Here is a 21,089-nt window from a genome sequence, read left to right as displayed (position 1 = left end):
ACATCGCCCGCGGCGTCACCAACCTCCTCCAGGGCGTGATGGCGGGCACCGGACGGCCGGCGCTGCCGCCGTCCGGGCACCCGGTGGCGGGCAAGACCGGGGCGACGGACAGCAGCGAGGCGACCTGGTTCTGCGGCTACACCCCCGAGGTCGCCGGCTGCGCCGCCATCGCCGTCGACAAGCGGCACGACTTCTGGGACGGCCGCAGCCGCTCGCTCACCGGGCTGCTGCTGCCGGGCAGCGGGGCGGTGCTCACCGGGGACGGCGGCGGCGACGCGGGCGCCAGGATCTGGCGGCCCGTGATGACCCAGGCGCTGGCCGACGAGCCGCCGACCCCCTTCGAGGAGCCGTCGGCCGAGCTCCGCCGACCGGTCGCGCCGCAGGACCCCGGCGCCGGCTCGGAGGCCGACGGCTGGGGCCCCGCGTAGCGCCGCGTACGATTGAGGCGCCGGCTCCCGGAGAGCCGGAGTTCCCCCGCGACGGCCCCGGGAGTCGGCCTCCGCGGTACCGCCTCCGAGGCGGACGACCCCTCGGGCCCCCGCCCGCGGCCGACGCCGCGGCCCTCCCCCGCAGACCGACAGCACCCACACCGCGCCGCCGGCGACCCCGTCGGCGCGCTCAGCCGAAGCTGCCGGTGCTCACCTCGCCGTCGACGCCGTAGCGGCTGACCACCACGCCGCTGGCGGAGGTGGAGGTCTCCAGCAGCTGCAGGTTGCGCGGCAGCGGGTCGGTGAACAGCCGACGTCCCGACCCCAGCAGGACCGGGAAGACCAGCAGCTGCACCTCGTCGACCAGCCCGGAGCGGAGCAGCGTCTGCAGCAGGTCGCCGCTGCCGTGCACCTGCAGCTCCGGGCCGTCCTCCTGCTTCAGCCGCGCCACCGCCTCGGCCACGTCGCCCTCCAGCAGGACGCTGCGGTCCCACCCCAGCTCGGGGCGGCCGCGGGAGGCGACGTACTTGGTGGCGGCGTTGAGCGGTCCGGCGCCCTCCTCCTCCGAGGCGTGCGGCCAGAAGCCGGCGAAGATGTCGTAGGTGCGCCGTCCCAGCAGCAGGTCGAAGGGCGGGGTCATGAAGCGGTCCATCACCTCGCCGAGGTGCTCGTCGAAGAAGGGCACCGTCCAGCCGCCCAGGGTGAAGCCGCCGCTGGTGTCCTCCTCGGGCCCGCCGGGGGCCTGCATCACGCCGTCCAGCGAGACGAACGTCGTCGAGCGCAGCTTCCTCATGGTCTGGTCCTCCCGTCGCGGGTGCCCCGTCGGCACCTCGACGTAGTAGACACCCCCGGGCCGGGGAACTCATCGCCGCCAGGCCGGCGCAGCCGCGTTCACCGACACGACACACGTCGGGAGGACGGTGTTCACCCGGCTGCGGTCGAGTGGGCGCTGCCGCAGCGAGGGCTCGGCAGGACAGAACGGAGAGCGTCGCAGTGAGGATCCTGCTGATCGGCGACGTCGGCTGGCGCAACTTCTACCACCTGGGCGACGAGGCGATGACGGAGATGGCCGTCGACGAGCTGCGCGCCCGCGGTGTCGACATCACGCTGGTGGCCGGCGACCCGGACCACGCCGGCGCGGTCTACGACCTGCCCGCCGTGGCCCGGATCGGGTTCGACCAGCAGCGCCGGCGCAGCGCCACCCGCCAGGAGCAGGTGCTGGCCCACGTGCACACGGGCAGCGGGCTGGCGGCCGACGACCGGGCGCTGCCCCTGCTCGAGGCCGTGCGGAGCAGCGACGCGGTGCTGGTCGCCGGCGGCGGCAACCTCAACTCCATGTTCTCCCACCACGTCTACGAGCGGACCACGGTGGCCAAGGTCGCTCGGGCGCTGGGCAAGCCGTACGCGCTGACCAGCCAGACCATCGGCCCGCTCGTCTACCCCAGCGACGAGCCGCTGCTGTCGGAGCTGGTGGCCCACGCCCGTCTGGTGGCCGCCCGCGAGCCCTCGACCGCGGCCCTGCTGCACCAGCTGGGTGCCCCGTCGCAGGCCCTGGTGCAGGGGATGGACGACGCGTACGGGCTGCGCTGCTCCGGGGACGACCGGGCGGCGGTGGCCGACCTGGCCGGCGGCCGGTTCGTGGTGGCCAGCTTCGCCGAGAAGCCGTCGACGCCGCGGATCGAGCAGCGCGACTACCACGCCCTGATCGGGCGCACCGTGGCCGAGCTGGCCGACCGGCTGGACTGCCGGGTGCTGCTCGTCCCGCACGGCGGCAACCCGCTCCCCGGCGGGGCCAGCCGCGACCAGGTCGCCAACGACGCGATCGCCGCAGCGGCCGGGCACGAGCGCGTGGTCCCCACCCGGATGCTGACCGCCAAGCAGCTGGTGGCGCTCACCGAGGCCGCCCTGCTGGTCGTCGGCTCCCGCTACCACGCGGGGATCTTCGCCGCCCGCGCCGCGGTGCCGACCATCTCGCTGGCCCCCAACCTGTACTCCTCGGTGCGGATGCGGGGTGCGGCCTCCAACGTCGGCCTCGACCACTTCGTCTTCGACCTCGACAGCTGGCAGCACGGCGAGGTGGTGCGGGCGGCCGTCGACCTGGTCGCGCGGCGCGACGAGGTCGTGGCCCACCTGCAGGACGTCCGCCGCGTGCGGGCGGCCGAGCTCGACGCCTGGTGGGACCGGCTGTGCGACGTGCTGGCGCGACCGCTGACCGAGCAGCTGCCGACCCCGGCCCCGATGGCGGCGGTGCCGGTGCTCGCCCCGGCGCGGGCCTGCACGCCGTGGGCCACGGCCGCCCTGCTGGACGCCACCGAGCGGGCCGACCGGGAGCGTCAGCTGGCGCAGTGGACCAGCAGCGCCCAGCAGCGTCGGGTGGACGCGCTGCGCCGCGAGCTGGAGCAGGCACGCGCGGCCACGCCGGCCGGCCCCGCGGTCCTGCCGCAGACGTCGGCCACCCCGCTCAGCACCCGGGTGCGGCGCCGGCTGCGACGCGTCGGGCGCCGGCTGCGCACGCTGACCTCCGCGGGCTGATCCGCCCGCCCCGCCGCCCGGTCGGGCCCGGGCGGTCGGACGCCGCTCAGACGGCGATGTCGGGGGCGGGCGGGGTCTTCGCGCTCGCCGCGGCGGCGATCCCGGTCAGCGGCGCCGCCTCTTTCTCCTTGGTGGGCAGGGAGGTGACCGGTGCGCGCAGCTCGTCGGAGGGCAGGGTGCGGGTGCGCACCAGCTCCTCGGCCACCGCGAAGAACTTCGTGTTGGTGCTCTGCGAGACCCGCTGCAGGTAGGCGAAGGCGGTCTCGGCCGTCAGCCCGAAGCGCTCCATCAGCAGCCCCTGCGCCTGGCCGATGACGGTGCGGCTGTCGATGGCCCGTCGCAGCTGCTCGTCGCGGCGCGCGTTGGCGATCGCCACCGCGATCTGGGTGCCCAGCGCGACCACGGCGGACCGGTCGTGCTCGTCGAAGGCGTCGGGCTCGGTGCCGTACAGGTTGAGCGCGCCGAAGCCCCGCTCACCGCTGTAGAGCTGCACCGAGAGCATCGAGCGCACCCCCAGCTGGGCGTGCACGGCGGCGGACCAGCGCGGCCACCGGGTCTCGGTGCTCAGGTCGGGGCTCCACACCAGGGTCTGGTCGCGGATGGCCGAGACGCAGGGCCCCTCGCCGAGGTCGTGCTGCAGCCGGTCACCGCGCACCACCAGCTCGGACGTGGCGGCGGTGGTGCGCAGCCGCCGGTCCGGTCCCAGCTCCGACAGCCCGGCCGCGGCGCAGCCGCGGACGATGGTCAGCGCCTGCAGCACCGCCGCGTCCAGCGTCTCGCGCTCGCCCTTCGACTGCTCCATCTGCTGGGCCGCGTCCGACAGCTGCTCAGCGAATCCCGGGTTCTCCACCGCGGCCTCCTCGTCCCCGAAGCCGCGCAGCCGCGGCCAGGGAAAGATAACCGATGCGTCCAACTCCCAGCTGGTGCAGCGACCCGCGACGGCTACCGGGTGCCGGGTCACATGTCGAGGGCGAGCAGCGCGTTCTCGACCAGCTCGGTCATCGCCGGGTGGATCCAGTACTGGCCCTCGGCCATCTCGCGCGCGCCCAGGCCGAACGACATCGCCTGGATCAGCGGCTGCAGCAGCACCGAGGCCTCCGGCCCGATGATGTGGGCCCCGAGCAGCCGCCCGGTGCCGCGGTCGGCGACCAGCTTGGCGAAGTGGCTGTCGTCCTCCATGGCCCAGCCGTAGGCGACGGAGCCGTAGTCCTGGTGGGCGACGGCGACGTCGTAGCCCGCCTCGCGGGCCTGCCGCTCGGTCAGCCCGACCGAGGCGACCTGCGGCTCGGAGAAGACCGCGTGCGGCACGTAGCGGTGGTCGCTGGCCTTCATCGCCTCCGGGTGGGCCAGGTTGTGCTTGACCACCCGCATCTCGTGGTTGGCCACGTGCTTGAGCTGCCACGGGCTGCTGACGTCGCCCAGGGCGAAGATGCCCTCCACCGAGGTGCGCTGGTACTCGTCGACCACCACCCGGCCCTCGCCGTCGACCTTCACCCCGGTGGCGGCCAGGTTCAGGGTGTCGGCGTTGGGCGTCCGCCCGGTGGCCAGCAGCACCAGCTCGCCGGAGAAGGTCGAGCCGTCGTTGCCGACCACGGTGGCCCCGCGGCCGTCGGCGTCGGCGCGCACCTCGGCCAGCGAGGTGCCGAGCACGAGCCGCACCCGACGCGAGAGCAGCTCGGTGAAGCGGGCGCTGACGTCCTCGTCCTCGTCCTTGAGCAGCCGCTGGCCGCGGACCACCACGGTGACGTCCACGCCGAAGGAGGCGAACACGTGGGCGAACTCGGCGGCCACGTAGCCGCCGCCGACCACCACCATCGAGGCGGGCAGGGCGTCGATGCGCATCACCGTGTCGGAGGTGTGGGCCCAGGCCGGACGGCGGGCGGCGCCGTCGGCGAACCAGTCCTGCTCCAGGCCGGGCACCACCGGGACGACGGCCCGGCTGCCGGCGGCGATCACGAAGCGGTCGGCGGTGAACTCCTCCTCGCCGACGGCGAAGCGCTTCTCGCCGGTGAACCAGCCGGTGCCGCGGTAGAGGGTGACGTTGTCGGACTGGCGGCGCCAGTCCTCCCCGCCGGCGGAGATCGCGTCGATGCGGGTGAAGATCCGGTCGCGGATGCCGACCCAGTCGACCGACTCGCGCTGCAGCCGCACCCCCAGCCGGGCCGAGCGCTCCGGCGTCGAGGCCAGGTCGGCGGGGTGGACGTACATCTTGGTGGGGATGCAGCCCACGTTGAGGCAGGTGCCGCCGAAGATGCCCTTCTCCACCAGGGCGACGCGCTGGCCGTCCAGGGACTCGTCGATCAGGGAGTTGCCGGAGCCGGAACCGATGATGCACAGGTCGAAGTGACGCACCGCGCCATCCTGCCACCCCCGGCCACGCCTGAAGGCCTCCGGCAGGCGGGGCCGACGGCCGGCTCAGGCCGGCTGCACCTCCAGCTCGGCGGCGATCCGCCGGGCCGTCGCCGGGTCCAGGTTGCCCGGGCCGGGCAGCAGCGCGTTGGCGGTGGCCGCCCCGGCGCCGAGCCGGACCGCCTCGACCAGCCCCAGCCCCTCCTCCAGCCCGGCCAGCAGCCCGCCGAGGTAGCTGTCGCCGCTGCCCTGGGACCAGGTGCCGCGGTGGCGGCTGGCGGCCACCAGCCAGCAGGTGCCACCGTCGGTCAGCATCGAGCCGCGGGCACCGTCGGTGACCACGACCGGCGCACCCGCCCTCGCGGCCACCTCCGCGGTGAGCCCGGCCAGGTCGGCGTCCTCGCCGGCACCGACCAGACCGGCCGCCTCGGAGCGGTTGATCTTGACCAGGTCGACGCCGCGGCGCAGCAGCAGGGCGAGCAGGTCCCCGTAGCAGTCGGCGGCCACCCGGACGCCCCGCTCGCGGGCGCCGGCCAGCAGGTCCGCCACCCGCTCGGGGTCGGTGCCCTCGGGCAGCCCGCCGTTGACGGCGAGCCAGCCGCTGGCGGGCAGCACGTCCGTCAGCGCGCGGCCGACCTGGTCGAGTACGCCGTCGCCGAGCGGGGTGGCGCGCTGGTAGAGCTCGGTCATCTCCGCCCCGGCCACCGAGACGCAGATCCGGGTCTCGCGGTCGTTGGGGACGACGACCGCCTCGAGGCCCTCCTCCTCGAGCAGCGTGGCCAGCAGCTGCCCGACCGGGCCGCCGAGCACGGTGACGGCCTGGCTGGGCGCACCGAGCCGGGCGGCCGCGCGGACCATGTTGAGGCCCTTGCCGCCGGCGCAGCGCACCACGGCCCGCGGGCGGTGGATGCGGCCGACGGTGAGCTGGTCGACGTCGTAGCTGATGTCGAGGGACGGGCTCAGCACCAGGGCGGTCAGCACCGTCAGATCCCCGCGTAGGAGTGCAGACCGGAGACCAGCAGGTTGATGCCGATGAAGTTGAACCAGAAGGCCACCACCCCCAACAGCGCCAGCACCGCGGCCCGGGTGCCCCGCCAGCCGGCGGTGGCGCGGGCGTGCAGGTAGCCGGCGTAGATGACCCAGGTGACCAGGCTCATCGTCTCCTTGGGGTCCCAGCCCCAGAACCGGCCCCAGGCGTACTGGGCCCAGATGGCCCCGGCGGCGATGGTGAAGGTCCACAGCGGGAAGGCGAAGGCGTGCGCCCGGTAGGCCAGCAGGTCGATCTGGCGGGTGGAGGGCAGCTTGGCCAGGTAGCCGCCGACCGCACCCCGCCGCTCGGCCCGGTCCTTGACCAGGTAGAGCACCGAGGCCAGCGCGCCGACGTTGAAGGCGGCACCGGACAGCGCGGCGGCGACGATGTGGAAGATGAACCAGGTGGAGTGCAGCGAGGGCACCAGCGGGGCGACGTCGACGTAGAAGACGGTCACCGCCAGCCCCAGCCCGATGGTGGCGAGCATGGTCACCAGCAGCCCCAGCCAACGCTGGCCGGCGCGCAGCACCAGGAACAGGTGCACCGCCACCACGAACAGCAGCGAGGTGCTGACGAACTCGTACATGTTCCCCCACGGGAACCGGTCGGCGGCCAGGCCGCGGGTCACCACGGCGATCGCGTGCACCGGGAAGGCCAGCAGCGTCAGCGCGACGCCGCTGCGGCCGTAGCGCTCGACCCGCAGCAGGGCCCGCTCCTCCCGCTCCCGGTCACGGGCGTCGGCCACCGGCTCGGGGCCGGGCGCCCCGGCACCGACCAGGGCCTCCTGCCGGCTCCCCGCCGGCGCCGCCTCGGCACCGGTGCCGCGCGCGGCCGCCCACTCCGCGGCGTGCGCGATCGCCGCGAAGAGGTAGACCACCGCGGCGGTCACCATGGTCGTGTTCGACACCCCGGCGAAGTCCATCAGCTTCCGTCCTCTCCGCTGCCGACAGGGACCGTCCGGGCCGTGTCGTGCTCCTCGCCGAGGTGGCCCGCGAGCTCCTCGACGTCCTCCTCCAGACCGGTCCGGGCGTCGGCCCGGTCCAGCCCGCCGACCTCGACGGCCGTGCCGCCGTCCGGCGTGGTCCGCGCCCGCACCCAGATCCGCCGCGGCCGCACGAACAGCGACAGGCACAGCCCGAGCACCGCCGCCACCACCGAGCCGAGGGTGACGCCGAGACCCGGGGTGTCGCTGATCTGCAGCTTCACCCAGCGCTCCCAGCCGTCCATGGTGATCGAGCCGCGGCCGTCGGGCAGCTCGACCGACTCCCCGGGCGCCAGCCGCAGCCGCAGGCTGTCCGAGCCGTCCTCGGTCGTCATCTGCTCCAGCCCGGTGACGTCGAGGGAGTAGACGTTCTCCGGCACCCCGCTCTCCTCCCGCGGCGGGCCGTACCAGGCGTTGAGGAACAGCTCGGGGGCGAAGGCGTCGGGGAACAGCGACCGCGGGCCCAGCTCGTCCACCGCGGCGGTGGGCAGGAAGAAGCCCTGGAAGGCCAGCTGCTCGGGGCGGGCGTCGGGGGCCTTGATGGCGCCCGCGGAGGTGAAGTTGCCGTCCTGGGGCAGGAACGGCACCGCCCCGGAGAAGGCCACGTCGCCGTTGCCGTCGCGGACGGTCACCACGGGGGCGTAGCCGTGCTGGATGAGGTGGACGTCCACCCCCTCCACGACCAGCGGCCGGTTCACCTCGAGGGTGTAGTCGTAGGGCTGCTCGCCGGGGGCCTCGGTGACCTGCAGGTCGGCGCGGAACACCCGCGCGGCGCCCTGCTGCACCGGCCCGGTCTCGAACTCGGCGACGAACTCCTCCACGGTGATCGCGAAGGGCGGCAGCGAGGTCGGGTCGAACCGGCCGCCGGCGGTGATGTCGTCGTACTGGCTGATGGTGTTGGCGAAGCTCTGCCCGACCGGCAGCACCACGCTGCCGCGGTAGCCGCCGAGGGCGCCGACGGCCAGCCCGACCAGCATCACCACCAGGCTGAGGTGGAAGACGAGGTTGCCCGCCTCGCGCAGGTAGCCGCGCTCGGCGGCGACCGAGTCCTCGCGGACCACGACGCGGAACCGGCGGGAGCGCAGCCGGGCCGCGGCCTGCTCCAGCACCTCGGCGGCCGGCCGGCTGCTGGTGGCGCGGGCCGAGGCGGGCAGCCGTCCCAGGTTGCGGGGGGTGCGGGGCGGCTGGGCGCGCAGCGCGCGCCAGTAGACGCGGGTGCGGGGGACGATGCAGCCGATCAGCGAGACGAACAGCAGCAGGTAGATGGCGGCGAACCAGGGCGAGGCGTAGACGTCGAACAGCCCGACGGCGTCGTAGAGGCCGCCCAGGGTGGGCCGCTGCTCGATCCAGGCCTCGACCTCGAACGGCTGGTTGGGACGCTGCGGCAGCAGCGCGCCCGGGATGGCGGCCACGGCCAGCACCATCAGCAGGGTCAGCGCGGTCCGCATCGACGTCAGGTTGGTCCACAGCCACCGCAGCCACTCCACCGGCCGCAGGCTGCGGGGGGCCTCGGTGCTGGGGCGGCGGTCCTGCTGCTCGGTCGCCGGACGCTCCTCGGTGGTGGTCACAGCGGCGCCCCGATGCCGGCGGCCCACTGCCGGATGCCGGCCATCGCCGCGTCCCACAGCCCGGTCAGCAGCAGCACCCCGGTGAGCACCATCAGCGCACCGCCCACGCCCATCACCAGCCGCTGGTGGCGCCGGACGACGCCGACCACCTGGTTCACGCGGGTCCAGGCGAGCCCGGCCAGCACGAACGGGATGCCGAGCCCGAGGGAGTAGACGAAGGCGAGCAGGGCGCCGCGGGAGGCGCTGCCCTCGTTGAGGGCGAGGGTGAGCACGGCCGCCAGGGTCGGGCCGATGCAGGGGGTCCAGCCGAAGCCGAAGACCATGCCCAGCAGCGGCGCGAACAGCACCCCGGCGCGGGGCACCCGACGCAGCCGCAGCTCGCCGCGGCCCAGCGGCACGACCCCGAGGAAGACCAGCCCGAGCAGCACCGACACCACCCCGGCGGCCGGGGTCAGCCAGCCGCGGGCGTCGGCGAGCACCTGCCCGGCGGTGCCGAAGAGCACCCCGGTGAGCACGAACACCACCGAGAAGCCCAGCACGAACAGCGACGTCCCCAGCAGCATCCGGCCCCGGGGCGCCTCCCCGCCGAGCACCTGGGCGGCGCCCAGACCGGTGGCGTAGGAGAGGTAGCCGGGCAGCAGCGGCACCACGCAGGGGCTGAAGAAGGAGACGGCGCCGACCAGCAGCGCCACGGGCAGGGCGAGCACCATCGAGCCGCTGACCGCCTCGGTCAGCCAGCCGGCGAGCTGCAGCGGGACCATCAGCGCCCCTCCGCCACGTCGGTGACCAGGGCGACCAGGGTGGCGGCGCTGATGGTGCCGAGCACGCGGGCGGCCACCCTCCCCTCCCGGTCGATGACCAGGGTGCTCGGGATGGCCGCGGGCGGCAGGTTGTCGGCGAAGCGCAGCTGCAGCTCACCGGTGGGGTCGTCCAGGCTGGGGTAGCTCACCTCGAAGGCGCGCAGGTAGGCCTCCTCCGCGGAGGGGTTGTCCTCCTTGGCGTTGAGCCCGATGAACTGCGCGGTGCCCCCGGTCTGGGCGGCGGCCTCGACCAGGTCCCGCGCCTCGGCCCGGCAGGGCGCGCACCAGGACGCCCACACGTTCAGCACGACCACCTCGCCGCGGTGGTCGGCCAGGGAGACCGGTTCGCCGCCACCCACCACCGGGCCGGTGATGTCGGGTGCGGGCTCGCGCTCGTCCGGGGCGACCTGGGTGATCGTCCCGTCACCGGAGACGAACCCCTCCTGCACGCCGCCGCCGGACGTCCCGCCGGCGGCGCTGCAGCCGGTCAGCGTCAGGGCGAGGCCCAGCGCCGCGGCGAGCAGCCCGCGGAGCGGGACGGCAGCGCCTGAGGACGAGGGAGGGCGTGAGGACGAGGGAGCGCGTGAGGACGAGGGAGCGGGCGGCACCAGGGGCTCCTCTAGGCGCCGGCGACGAACTGCTTGCCGGCGCGCACCGGCAGCAGGTCCCTGGCCGGCTCGGCGTAGTCGACCTTCACGGTGCGACCGTCGATCACGGTGAAGGACGTCAGGCTGGTCAGCGTGCACTGGCGGCGGCGCGGGTCGTGCACCAGCCGGCGTCCCTCGGCGTCGCAGCGGGCCATCCAGATGGGCAGCTGGTGGGAGACGATGACCGCCTCGCGGCCGTCGGCGGCGATGGCGGCGTCCAGCACGGCGGCGCGCATCCGCAGCACGATGTCGCGGTAGGGCTCGCCCCAGGAGGGCCGGGTGGGGTTGCGCAGCAGCCACCAGGTGCGCGGGTCGCGGAGCGCGGACCGGCTGGCGGAGAGCACCTTGCCCTGCAGCAGGTTCGAGGACTCCACCACCCGCTCGTCGACGACGACCTCGACGTCGGGGTGGCGGGCCGCGAGCGGCTCCATGGTCTCCAGCGCCCGCTCCAGCGGCGAGCAGCGCAGGTGGGCGATGTCGTTGGCGGCCAGGTGCTCGGCGAGGCGCTCGGCCATGGCCCGGCCCCGCTCGGAGAGGTGGAAGTCCGGCAGCCGGCCGTAGAGCACCCCGGTGGGGTTCTCCACCTCGCCGTGGCGCAGCAGGTGGACGACGGCCCGGCCCCGGTGGACCGGTGCCTGCGCTCGCTCGATCCCGCTCACAGCTCCCTCAGATCCTCTTCGCGGTGGTCACAGCAGCCGCGGACCGCGCGGCCGCCGGCAGCGCCTCGACGATACGCGACAGGGCCACGTCGTCGTGCGCCGTGGACAGGAACCAGGCCTCGTAGGCGCTCGGCGGCAGGTACACGCCGGCGTCCAGCATGGCGTGGAAGAAGGCGGCGTGGGCGGCGGTGTCCTGGCGCTGGGCGGTGGCGTAGTCGGGGACGCGGTCGACGTCGGCGGGGGTGAAGAAGACGCTGAACATGCTGCCGGCGCTCTGCACCACGTGCGGCAGGCCGACCTCGGTGAACACCTCGGCCACCGCCGAGCGCAGCACGTCGGCGGAGCGGTCGAGGCGGGTGTAGACGTCGTCGTCGAGCAGCCGCAGCGTGGTGGCGCCGGCGGCGCTGGCCACCGGGTTCCCCGACAGGGTGCCGGCCTGGTAGACCGAGCCGACCGGGGACAGCAGCTGCATCAGCTCGGCGCGACCGCCGAAGGCCGCCGCCGGGAACCCGCCGCCCATCACCTTGCCGAAGGTCATCAGGTCCGGCTCCACGCCGTCGCGGCCGTACTGGCCCTGGCGGGAGACCCGGAACCCGGTCATCACCTCGTCGGAGACGAACAGCGCGCCGTGCTCGCGGCAGGTGCGGGCGAGGAAGGCGTTGAAGTGCTCGCCGTCCTCGACGCCGGGCTCGATCACGCCCATGTTGCCGGGGGCGGCCTCGGTGACCAGGCAGGCGATGCGCTCGCCGTGCTCGGCGAAGGCGGCGGTGACGGCGGCCCGGTCGTTGTAGGGCAGCACCAGGGTCTGCGCGGTGGTGGCGGCCGGCACGCCGGGGCTGGCCGGGGTCGCCAGGGCGGCGGCGTCGGACAGGGTGGCGACGCCGGAGCCGGCCGAGGCCAGCAGGGCGTCCACGTGGCCGTGGTAGCAGCCGGCGAACTTCACCACCAGGTCGCGGCCGGTGGCGGCGCGGGCCAGCCGCAGCACGCTCATGGTCGCCTCGGTGCCGCTGTTGACCAGCCGCACCTGCTCGACCGGGGTGCGCTCGACGATCGCCTCGGCGAGCTCGACCTCGGCCTGCGTGGGCGCGCCGTAGGAGGTCCCGCGGCCGGCGGCGTCGCGGACGGCGGCGATCACCTCGGGGTGGGCGTGGCCGAGGATCATCGGGCCCCAGGAGCAGACCAGGTCGACGAGCTCGTTGCCGTCGGCGTCGACCAGGTAGGGCCCGTGCGCGGAGGCGATGAACCGCGGGGTGCCGCCGACGGCGCGGAAGGCCCGCACCGGCGAGTTCACCCCGCCGGGGACGACCTGCTGGGCCCGCTCGAAGAGCTGGCGGGAGACGGCGTCGGTCACGGGTTCCTCCTCGGGCCGCGGACGGTGCTCACCGGCGCCACAGCCGCTGGGCGTACTCCAGCGCCCAGTAGCTGAGGACGACGTCGGCGCCGGCCCGGCGGATGGACAGCAGGGTCTCGGCGATGGCGCGGTCGCGGTCGATCCAGCCGCGCTCGGCGGCGGCCTCGACCATGGCGTACTCCCCCGAGACGTTGTAGGCGGCCACGGGGACGTCCACCTCGGCGGCGGTGCGGGCCAGCACGTCGAGGTAGCCGAGGGCGGGCTTCACCATCACCAGGTCCGCACCCTGCTCGACGTCGAGGCGGACCTCGCGCAGCGCCTCGCGCACGTTGGCCGGGTCCTGCTGGTAGGTCTTGCGGTCCCCCACCAGCGAGGAGCCGACGGCCTCGCGGAAGGGTCCGTAGAAGGCCGAGGCGTACTTGGCGGCGTAGGCCATCACCACGGTGTCGGTGTGGCCGCCGGCGTCCAGCGCCTCGCGGACCGCGGCGACCTGGCCGTCCATCATGCCGCTGGGGGCGACCACGTGGGCGCCGCGCTCGGCGTGCATCACCGCCATCCGGGCGTACACCTCGACGGTGCGGTCGTTGTCCACCGAGCCGTCGGCGGCCAGCAGCCCGCAGTGGCCGTGGTCGGTGAACTCGTCCAGGCAGACGTCGCTCATCACCAGCAGGGACTCGCCGACCTCGGCCCGGACGGCCTCGATCGCCCGGTTCAGCACGCCGTCCTCGGCCAGCGCGCCGGAGCCGGTGGCGTCCTGGGTCTGCGGCACCCCGAACAGCATCACCCCGGCCAGCCCGGCCTCGGCGGACTGGGCGGCGGTGGCCCGCAGGGTGTCCATGGTGTGCTGCACGACGCCGGGCATCGAGCTGATCGGGCGGGGCGCGGTGGCGCCCTCGGCCACGAACAGCGGGAGCACCAGCTGGCGGGGCTCGACCTGGTGCTCGGCCACCATGGCCCGCATCACCGGAGTGCGCCGCAGCCGTCGGGGTCGTACCACAGGTCCGCTCACGCTCACCGTCACAACCTATGCCGCCCGGTCAGCCGAGGCCGAATCCGCGTGACCGACACCACCCACCCCGCCAGGCTGTATGTCGTCGCGGTCACGGTCGGCGTGTCGCGGCGTGTCCGGCTGTACCGCTGCGTCCGCGTACACGTCCTCAGGGAGCGCCTCCCGCGAGCCGTCACGGCCGCCGCCGGACCGGTGCGGCCGGGCAGCAGGGCGTCCCCTGGGAACGTGTACGCCGTCGCGCCCGGACATCCCGACACGCCGCGACACACCGGGCGTGACCCGGACGACATACAGCCGGGCAGGGCGGGAGGGGGCGGCGGTTGGCCGGGGTGGCTCAGCGGCGGCGGGCGGCCTTCTGCTGCGACGGCTTGACCACGGGCTCGCCGCGGCTGAGCATCTCGTCGCGGCGGGTGGCGGCGAAGCTGGCCAGGGCGTCGGCCAGGGCGACGACGGACGGCTTGGCGGCCATCACGTCGACCCGCAGGCCGTGCTCCTCGCAGGTCCGGGCGGTGGCGGGGCCGATCACGGCGACCACCGTGTTCGGGTGCGGCTTGCCGGCGATCCCCACCAGGTTGCGCACCGTGGAGGAGGAGGTGAAGACCACCGCGTCGAACTGCCCGCCCTTGATCGCCTCGCGGATCGGGGCGGGCGGCGGGGCGGCGCGGACGGTCCGGTACGCGGTGACGTCCTCGACCTCCCAGCCCAGGTCGGTCAGCCCCGCCGACAGCGTCTCGGTGGCGATGTCGGCCCGCGGCAGGAACACCCGGTTGATCGGGTCCAGCACCTCGTCGTAGGGCGGGAACTCCGCCACCAGACCGGCCGAGGACTGCTCGCTGGTCGGCACCAGGTCGGGCTCGATGCCCCACGACTGCAGCGCCGCGGCGGTCACCTGGCCGACGGCGGCGACCTTCAGGCCCGAGAACGCGCGGGCGTCCAGGCCGTACTGCTCGAACTTCTCCCGGACGGCCTTGACCGCGTTCACCGAGGTGAAGGCCACCCACTCGAAGCGTCCCTCGACCAGGCCGCGGACGGCGCGGTCCATCTGCTGCGGGCTCCGCGGCGGCTCGACCGAGATGGTGGGGACCTCGTCGCTGTGCGCGCCGTAGCTGCGCAGCCGGGCCGTCATCGGACCGGCCTGGTCCTTGGTGCGGGGCACCAGCACCCGCCAGCCGAAGAGCGGCTTGGTCTCGTACCAGCTGAGGTCCTCGCGGTGCTCGACCACGGGACCGACCATCACGTGCACCGGCAGCTCGGGGTCCACGTCGGCCCCGGCCACCGCCCGAGGCAGCTCGGCCAGCGTGGTGACCACGCTGTTCTGCTCGGTGCTGCCACCGCCCAGGGTGATGAGCACCGGGTCCTCCGGCGGACGCCCGCAGCCGATCGCGGCCGCCGCCACGTCGGGGACCATCCCGGCGCGGGTGCTGACCACCAGGGTGCCGGTGGGGGCCCACTGCGAGGAGCTGCTCTTGGTGATGCGGCCGTCCATGGCCGAGACGAAGTGGGTGCCGGCGGCGTTGTTGAGCGCCACCCCGGCGTACTCGGGGACCGCGGTCAGCGCCGAGACGCCCGGGACCACCTCGAAGTCGATGCCGCCCTTGACGCAGGCGGCGGCCTCGTCGGCGACGCCGCCGTCGAGGAAGGGGTCGCCCTGCACCAGCCGCACCACCCGGCCGCCGCCGGCGGCGGCCTTGAGCACCTGCTTGGCGCGGGCGGAGGGGGCCAGGTTCTTGCCGTTCTCGCGCGTGCCGATGGACACCGGCCGCACCCCCTCGGCGGTGCTGACGGCGGGGTGGTCGAAGATCGCGGCGAGGTTCTCGCTGTCCAGCAGCACCGCGTCGGCCTCGGCGATGGCGGCGACCGCACCCAGGGTCAGCAGGTCGGGGTCACCCGGGCCGGTGCCGACGAAGATGACCCGGCCGCGGGGGACCTGGACGGGAGGCGTAACGTGACCCGGGTCGAGCGACAGGTCCGGCCGGGACGTGTCGCCATGAGGCGCGGGCGGGGTGACCTGGGCGGTGCTCATGGGACTCGCTCTCTCCTCCACCAGCGGCTGGCTCGGTGGAGGCGTGTGGGAGGTGCCTCACCGGCGCAGGTCGTGCCCCAGCCGGGACAGCGCCTGCTCGGCGAGCTCAGTACCCAGCTGACGGGCCTGTGACACCGCGCCGGTGAGACTCACCTGCAGCAGCTCCGGGACCGCCGGGTGGGCGACGTCGCTCCCTATGGTTCTCCCAATTACGGCGTCCAGAGTCAAATCCTGGGCCTGAGAATCCCCTGTGCCGGACGGCGGAGACGCGTGGAGCGAAGCCAGCACCCCCACCGGGGCCAGGCAGCCCGCCTCGAGCCGGGCCAGGAAGGTCCGCTCCGCGGTCACCCGGGCGCGGGTGGCGGGGTCGTCCAGGGCGTCCACCGCCGACAGCTCGGGAAGCTCGTTGTCCTCGGCGACCTCCACCGCCAGCGCCCCCTGCCCGGCGGCGGGCAGCAGCACGTCGGTGGGCACCAGCTGGGCCACCACGCCGTCCTCCGGCGTGCCGCCCTCGCCGGCCGAGACCACCCGGCAGCGGCCGTCGGGACCCTCGGCCACCAGCCGGCCGAGGCGGCGCAGCCCGGCGGCGGCGAGCACGGTGGCGTCCAGCGCGCCGGAGCCGACGTGCCCGATCCGGGTGTCGACGTTGCCGCGCACCGGCACCACCTGCAGGTCGATCCCCTGCCGGTGCGCCCACGCCTGCAGCTGCACCGCCCGCCGCGGTGAGCCGGTGCCCACCCGGGCGCCGTCGCCGAGGGCGTCGAGGGTGGAGCCGACCAGCACGTCGCGGACGTCCTCGCGCTCGGGCATCGCGGCGATCCGCAGCCCCGGCTCGGCCCCGGTGGGCAGGTCCTTGAGGGAGTGCACCGCGACGTCGATGGTGCGGCGCACCAGCCCCGAGCGGACCGCGCCGACGAACAGCCCGGTGCCGCCGATCTGGGTCAGCGCGCGCTGGTCGACGTCGCCGGTGGTGACCACCCCGACGAACTCGCAGGGCACCCCCCGGGCCTCGATCCGCGCCGCCACCCAGTCGGCCTGGGTGCGGGCCAGCGGGGACGTCCGGGCCCCGACCCGCAGCGTGGTCACCCGCCGGTCACCACGTTCCGCGGCACGTCGCCGACGGAGAGCCGCGAGCGGGAGACCGCCTCCACCCGCTCGGGGTCGAGGGCGAACAGCTCGCGCAGGGCGTCGGCGTAGTCGGTGGCGCCCTCGGTGGCCGCGTGGGCCTGCAGCCGGACGGTCGGCTGGTGCAGGATCTTGTCCACCACCCGCCGGACGGTCCGCTCCACCTCGTGCAGCTGCTCGGCGGCCAGGTCCGGCGCCTTGCCACGCAGCCGGGTCATCTCGGCGGCCACCACCTCCGCGGCCATGGTCCGCAGCGCCACCACGGTGGGGGTGACGGTCGCGGCCCGCCGGGCGCCGAGGAAGTCCGACACCTCGCCGGCCACCAGGTCGGCGGCCGCCTGCACCTCGTCGGCGCTGGCGGTGTCGACCTGCTCGTCGCGCAGCGTGGTCAGGTCGACCAGCGAGACGAGCTCACCCACCGCCGGGTCGACGTCGGCGGGGACGGCCAGGTCGACCACCGCCCGCAGCGGCGTGGTGCGCACCTGCTCCACCCCGACCACGGTGCCCGGGGCGCCGACGCAGGTGACCAGCACGTCGGCCTCGGCCAGCGCCCGGTCGAGGTCGGTCAGCGGCAGCGCGCGCCCCTCGACCTGCTCGGCCAGCCGCTGCGCCTTGGCCAGGGTGCGGTTGACCACGACCACCTCGGCCCCGGTGCCGGCCACGGTGTGGGCGGCCAGCGAGGCGATGCTGCCCGCCCCGAGGACGACCACGGTCTGGCCGGCGAGGGTGCCCAGCCGCTGCTCCAGGACGTCCACCGCGGCGCTGACCAGGGACCGTCCGGCGGAGCCGACGGAGGTCTCGTGCTGCACGCGCTTGCCCACCCGCAGCGCCTGCTGGAACAGGCTGTTGAGCGCGGAGCCGACCGTCCCGGCCTGCTGGCAGGTGGTGAGGGCGTGGCGGACCTGGCCGAGGATCTGGCTCTCCCCCACCACCATCGACTCCAGCCCGGAGGCGACCGCGAACAGGTGGGCGACCGCGGCCTCGTCGTAGTAGACCTGGCAGATCTGGCGCAGCTCGGCCTCGCCGAGGGCCGAGACGGCGGCGAGCTCGGTCACCACCGTCTCCAGCCCGGCGTGGAAGCGCTCGGCCTGCACGTAGACCTCGGTGCGGTTGCAGGTGGAGAGCACCACCGCCTCGCTGACCTGCTCGTCGCCGGTCAGCGCGTGCACCAGCTTCACCACCCCGGCGGTGTCGAGCGCGAGCGCGTTCAGCGACTCGACGCTCGCTCCGTGGTGGGAGGCACTGACGACGAGGATGCTCACTGGAGGACCTCTTCCCTGCTGCCCGTTGCGGGCTCGGCGGCCGCCGGGAGACCGTTCCCGGACGTGGCCTGGTCGGTGTCGACGACGGCGTCGGCGGGGATCTGGGCGTGCTGCTGGTGGTAGGCCAGGATCTGCAGCTCCTGGCCGAGGTCGACGGCGCGGACGACCACGCCCTCGGGGATCTGCAGCACGGTGGGGGCGAAGTTCAGGATGCTGGTCAGCCCGGCGGCGACCATCCGGTCGCAGACGCCCTGGGCTGCCTCGGCCGGGGTGGTGATGATGCCGATCGCCGGCTGCGCGGCGCGGACGACGTCGGCGAGGTCGGCGTCGCCCTGGATGGTCAGCACGTCGGGGTCGTTGCCCTCCAGCCGCACCTGCTGGCCGATCAGCGCGTCGGAGGCGTCGACCAGGGCGGCGACGCGGAAGCCGCGGGCGGCGTAGCCGGAGTAGCTGGCCAGCGCGGAGCCCAGGTTGCCCATCCCGACGATGACCACCGACCACTGCTGGGTGGAGCCGATCTGGGCCCCGATGCGGGTGCGCAGGGTGGCCACGTCGTAGCCGACGCCGCGGGTGCCGTAGGAGCCGAGGTGGCTGAGGTCCTTGCGGAGCTGGGCCGGGTTCACCCCGGAGGCGTCGGCCAGCTCACCGCTGCTGACGGTGTGCAGCCCCTGCTCGGCCAGCGCGGCGAGCGCACGCAGGTACAGCGGAAGCCGTGCGATGGTCGCGTCCGGGATCGCCCGGGGAGCCCCGGGACCCGTCGCCGTCGCACCGGTGTGCTGCACCCCAGCCACAGGCCTCCTCCGTCACGACAGCGGCCGGCCCACGAACCGGGCGGCCGCTCCGACTCACTGTAGGAGATCGGTGGTGGCCACCCAAGTAAGGGCGTCCTCGCCGGCAGCCGTCCCCGACCCGGTCAGCGCGGTGAGCAGGACCACCCGCAGGGCGGTGGCCAGGTCGTCCGGCGTGAGCTCGGGGACCGGTGCGCCGGCGCTCCCGGGATCGGTCTCGGCGCCCACCTGCGCCCTCCCCCGGGTGCGCAGCGCGGGGACGTGCACGAACCCGGCCGGGACGTCGGTGGCGGTCAGCAGCACCCGGAAGACGTGGTTGCAGACGAAGGCGCCGGCGTCGTCGGAGGCCTCGACCGCCACCCCGGCCGCCGCGACGGCCGCGACCACGGCGGCGGCGTCCAGCCGGGTCGGCAGCCGTTCCGGCCCCTCGTCGATCGCCACCCCGCGGGGCTGCTCGCCGTCGTTGTCGGGGATGCGGGCGTCGTCGAGGTTGCGGGCCCAGCGCTCCACCGACACCGCGCGGCGCCGGCCGGCCTCGCCGACGCAGAGCACCAGGTCGGGCCGGTGGCGGAGCAGCAGCTGCTGCAGCCGGGCGCCGGACCCGGCGAAGCTGACCGGCAGCAGCTCGGTGACCAGCCGGGCCGGTCCGTCCCAGCCGGCGTCCAGCCGGGCGACCGCGGCCGCGCTGGCGTTCTCGGTGTCCCCGCCGAACGGCTCGAAGGCGGTGACCAGCACCACGGGGAGGCGCGCCTCAGCCACGGGGGGCCTGCGCGGTCAGCGCCCGGCGCAGCCGGTCGGCGTCGACGCGCCAGAAGTCGTGCTGGCGGTCGTCGACGAAGGTCACGGGGACCTGGTCGCTGTAGCGGCGCAGCAGCTCGGGGTCGCCGTCGACGTCCTCGACCACCCAGCCGTCGCCGGTCTCGGCGCAGACCCGCTCCACCACGGCCAGCGCCTCCTCGCACAGGTGGCAGCCGTCGCGGACCAGCACCCGCACCCGTGCGGCGCTCACTGCTCGTCCTCGAGGGCGTCGACGAGGTCGCGCAGCGCGGACTTGCGGATCTTGCCGGTGATGCTGCGGGGCATCCGGTCCAGCACGTAGATCTCGCTGGGGCACTTGTAGCGGGCCAGCAGCCGCTCGCAGTGGCGCTGCAGCTCCCCCACCGACAGCCCGCTGCGCCCCGGGGCGACCGAGACGAAGGCCACCAGGCTCTCACCGGTCTGCTCGTCGGCGTGGCCGATCACGGCGGCCGCGTGCACGGCCGGGTGCTGCAGCAGCACCTCCTCGACCTCGCTGGGGTAGACGTTGAACCCCGAGACGATGACGACCTCGCGGAGCCGGCCGACGACGTGCAGCTGGCCGTCGGCGAGGTAGCCGAGGTCTCCGGTGGAGAACCACCCGTCGGCGTCGGGGCCGCCGTGGCCGTCGGGCCAGTAGCCGGAGAACAGGTTGGGGCCGCGGACGCAGACCTCGCCCGGCTCGCCGGGCTCGCGGGCGGAGTCGATCCGCACCTCGACCCCCGGCAGCGGCACCCCGACGTGGGTGCCGGAGAGCAGCTCGGGCTGGCCGATGGTGGAGGTCACCCCGGGCCCGGCCTCGGTGAGCCCGTAGCCCTGGTCGACCCGCACGCCGGTGAGCCGGGTGAACTCGCGGGCCAGCGCGGTGGACAGCGGGGCGCCGCCGCTGACCACCCGCTGCAGCCCGGACAGCCCACGCGCCGTCCCCGGCGCCTGCAGCAGCCGGAACAGCACCGTCGGGGTGAGCGGCAGCTCGGTGACGCCCTCGTCGGCGACGACGCGGACCAGGTCCGGACAGAGCCCGGGGACCAGCACGGTGGTGGCCCCGGCGGTGAGGGCGGCCCCCAGGACGCCGTTGAGGCCGTAGACGTGGAACATCGGCAGCAGCCCCAGCACCACGCTGTCCTCGCCGATCCCGCTGACCTCGACCACCTGGCGGCAGGCGGCGGCCACCGCCCGGCGGCTCAGCATCACCGACTGCGGTTCGCTGACCGAGCCGGAGGTCTGGATCAGCACCGCCAGCGCCTCGGGGTCCGCCGGTGCCGCCACCGGGGGCTGCTGGGCCGGCTCGGTGGTCAGCAGCTCAGCCACCGGCCGGACGGGCACCGCCTCGCCGAGGGCCCGGGCCAGCGGCTCGGGCTCGCCGTCGGTCAGCAGCAGGCTGGCCCCGGTCGAGGAGACCATCGACAGCAGCTCGTCGGAGGTGGACTGCGGGTTGGTGGGGGTGGACACCAGCCCGGTGCGCAGGCAGGCCAGGTGGCCGACCACCATGGCCAGGCTGTTCTCGCCGTGCAGCAGCACCCGCTGCGGGGCCCGGAGCCGCCAGCCGCCGTACACCGCCGCAGCCCGGTCCACCGCCTCGTCGAGCGCCTGCCACGTCGTCTCCACCCGCGGCACCCCGGGCCGGGCCGGCTCCACGAGCGCGGTCGCGTGAGGCCGGCGTCGGGCGTGCTCGCCCACCACGTCTGCCAGGTTCACCCTGCGCAGTCTTCCACAGCCTCCCGACGCCGCCGGAGGGCCT

Annotated in this window: 19 protein-coding genes and 1 pseudogene; 2 read left to right on the top strand and 18 right to left on the bottom strand. The window is 74.9% G+C overall.

Annotation, left to right across the window (positions count from 1 at the left end):
- Positions 1-428, top strand: a pseudogene (locus tag GC722_RS17840) (hypothetical protein); the annotation flags it as partial.
- 190 nt (positions 429-618) lie between these two features.
- On the opposite strand, the gene GC722_RS13515 reads toward GC722_RS17840, so the two are convergent.
- The gene (locus GC722_RS13515; RefSeq protein ID WP_156611021.1) at positions 619-1,221 is read right to left on the bottom strand and encodes a dihydrofolate reductase family protein; all 603 of its coding nucleotides are present in this window, start codon (positions 1,219-1,221) and stop codon (positions 619-621) included.
- 200 nt (positions 1,222-1,421) lie between these two features.
- Between GC722_RS13515 and GC722_RS13510 the strand changes: the two genes are divergently transcribed.
- Complete coding sequence (locus GC722_RS13510; RefSeq protein ID WP_156611019.1) at positions 1,422-2,960, top strand: polysaccharide pyruvyl transferase family protein; 1,539 nt, start codon at positions 1,422-1,424, stop codon at positions 2,958-2,960.
- Positions 2,961-3,006: 46 nt separating this feature from the next.
- On the opposite strand, the gene GC722_RS13505 is transcribed toward GC722_RS13510, so the two are convergent.
- The 17 genes from GC722_RS13505 to GC722_RS13425 form a co-directional block, all read right to left on the bottom strand.
- Positions 3,007-3,873, bottom strand: a complete 867-nt coding sequence (locus tag GC722_RS13505) for a GAF and ANTAR domain-containing protein (protein ID WP_197430158.1) — start codon at positions 3,871-3,873, stop codon at positions 3,007-3,009.
- A 44-nt stretch (positions 3,874-3,917) separates the two neighbouring features.
- The gene (locus tag GC722_RS13500; protein ID WP_331714818.1) at positions 3,918-5,312 is read right to left on the bottom strand and encodes a mycothione reductase; all 1,395 of its coding nucleotides are present in this window, start codon (positions 5,310-5,312) and stop codon (positions 3,918-3,920) included.
- A gap of 63 nt (positions 5,313-5,375) precedes the next feature.
- Positions 5,376-6,290 (bottom strand): 1-phosphofructokinase family hexose kinase, encoded by a 915-nt coding sequence (locus GC722_RS13495; RefSeq protein WP_197430157.1) that lies wholly within the window; start codon positions 6,288-6,290, stop codon positions 5,376-5,378.
- 2 nt (positions 6,291-6,292) lie between these two features.
- Positions 6,293-7,261, bottom strand: a complete 969-nt coding sequence (gene ccsB, locus GC722_RS13490) for a c-type cytochrome biogenesis protein CcsB (protein WP_156611014.1) — start codon at positions 7,259-7,261, stop codon at positions 6,293-6,295.
- Entirely contained in the window at positions 7,261-8,769 is a 1,509-nt protein-coding gene (gene resB, locus GC722_RS13485; RefSeq protein ID WP_156611085.1) for a cytochrome c biogenesis protein ResB, read from the bottom strand. The genes ccsB and resB overlap by 1 nt, the downstream gene beginning before the upstream one ends.
- Before the next feature lie 116 nt (positions 8,770-8,885).
- The gene (locus GC722_RS13480) at positions 8,886-9,599 is read right to left on the bottom strand and encodes a cytochrome c biogenesis CcdA family protein (protein WP_156611083.1); all 714 of its coding nucleotides are present in this window, start codon (positions 9,597-9,599) and stop codon (positions 8,886-8,888) included.
- Between the two features lie 50 nt (positions 9,600-9,649).
- On the bottom strand, positions 9,650-10,297 hold the full coding sequence (locus GC722_RS13475) for a TlpA family protein disulfide reductase (RefSeq protein ID WP_331714816.1): 648 nt from the start codon (positions 10,295-10,297) through the stop codon (positions 9,650-9,652).
- 11 nt (positions 10,298-10,308) lie between these two features.
- Entirely contained in the window at positions 10,309-10,995 is a 687-nt protein-coding gene (locus GC722_RS13470; RefSeq protein ID WP_331714815.1) for a histidine phosphatase family protein, read from the bottom strand.
- 7 nt (positions 10,996-11,002) lie between these two features.
- Positions 11,003-12,346, bottom strand: a complete 1,344-nt coding sequence (gene hemL / locus GC722_RS13465) for a glutamate-1-semialdehyde 2,1-aminomutase (RefSeq protein WP_331714814.1) — start codon at positions 12,344-12,346, stop codon at positions 11,003-11,005.
- 28 nt (positions 12,347-12,374) lie between these two features.
- Positions 12,375-13,355 (bottom strand): porphobilinogen synthase, encoded by a 981-nt coding sequence (hemB, locus tag GC722_RS13460; RefSeq protein WP_331714813.1) that lies wholly within the window; start codon positions 13,353-13,355, stop codon positions 12,375-12,377.
- 334 nt (positions 13,356-13,689) lie between these two features.
- Positions 13,690-15,378: a bifunctional uroporphyrinogen-III C-methyltransferase/uroporphyrinogen-III synthase gene (locus tag GC722_RS13455; RefSeq protein WP_156611012.1), complete on the bottom strand. Its 1,689-nt coding sequence runs from the start codon at positions 15,376-15,378 to the stop codon at positions 13,690-13,692.
- 57 nt (positions 15,379-15,435) lie between these two features.
- Positions 15,436-16,464: a hydroxymethylbilane synthase gene (gene hemC, locus GC722_RS13450; protein ID WP_331714812.1), complete on the bottom strand. Its 1,029-nt coding sequence runs from the start codon at positions 16,462-16,464 to the stop codon at positions 15,436-15,438.
- Complete coding sequence (locus GC722_RS13445) at positions 16,461-17,765, bottom strand: glutamyl-tRNA reductase (protein ID WP_331714811.1); 1,305 nt, start codon at positions 17,763-17,765, stop codon at positions 16,461-16,463. Before GC722_RS13445 ends, hemC begins: the two co-directional genes overlap by 4 nt.
- Positions 17,762-18,556, bottom strand: a complete 795-nt coding sequence (locus GC722_RS13440) for a redox-sensing transcriptional repressor Rex (RefSeq protein ID WP_331714810.1) — start codon at positions 18,554-18,556, stop codon at positions 17,762-17,764. Before GC722_RS13440 ends, GC722_RS13445 begins: the two co-directional genes overlap by 4 nt.
- A gap of 54 nt (positions 18,557-18,610) precedes the next feature.
- Complete coding sequence (locus GC722_RS13435; protein ID WP_197430156.1) at positions 18,611-19,312, bottom strand: pyroglutamyl-peptidase I family protein; 702 nt, start codon at positions 19,310-19,312, stop codon at positions 18,611-18,613.
- Positions 19,305-19,562 carry a glutaredoxin family protein gene (locus GC722_RS17835; RefSeq protein ID WP_331714809.1) on the bottom strand — a complete coding sequence of 86 codons (258 nt, stop codon included), beginning with the start codon at positions 19,560-19,562 and terminating at the stop codon, positions 19,305-19,307. The genes GC722_RS13435 and GC722_RS17835 overlap by 8 nt, the downstream gene beginning before the upstream one ends.
- The gene (locus tag GC722_RS13425) at positions 19,559-21,046 is read right to left on the bottom strand and encodes a class I adenylate-forming enzyme family protein (RefSeq protein WP_156611008.1); all 1,488 of its coding nucleotides are present in this window, start codon (positions 21,044-21,046) and stop codon (positions 19,559-19,561) included. The genes GC722_RS17835 and GC722_RS13425 overlap by 4 nt, the downstream gene beginning before the upstream one ends.
- Positions 21,047-21,089 lie beyond the last annotated feature (43 nt).

Source organism: Auraticoccus cholistanensis (assembly GCF_009742705.1).
GTDB lineage: Bacteria > Actinomycetota > Actinomycetes > Propionibacteriales > Propionibacteriaceae > Auraticoccus > Auraticoccus cholistanensis.
This window is presented reverse-complemented; position numbering and strand designations above follow the sequence as displayed.

What these genes read in the sequence shown, in the direction of transcription:
- GC722_RS13515 (WP_156611021.1), bottom strand. Translation starts at nt 1,221, where the DNA reads ATGAGGAAGCTGCGCTCGACGACGTTCGTCTCGCTGGACGGCGTGATG.
- ccsB (WP_156611014.1), bottom strand. Translation starts at nt 7,261, where the DNA reads ATGGACTTCGCCGGGGTGTCGAACACGACCATGGTGACCGCCGCGGTG.
- resB (WP_156611085.1), bottom strand. Translation starts at nt 8,769, where the DNA reads ATGCGGACCGCGCTGACCCTGCTGATGGTGCTGGCCGTGGCCGCCATC.
- GC722_RS13480 (WP_156611083.1), bottom strand. Translation starts at nt 9,599, where the DNA reads ATGGTGCTCGCCCTGCCCGTGGCGCTGCTGGTCGGCGCCGTCTCCTTC.
- GC722_RS13455 (WP_156611012.1), bottom strand. Translation starts at nt 15,378, where the DNA reads ATGAGCACCGCCCAGGTCACCCCGCCCGCGCCTCATGGCGACACGTCC.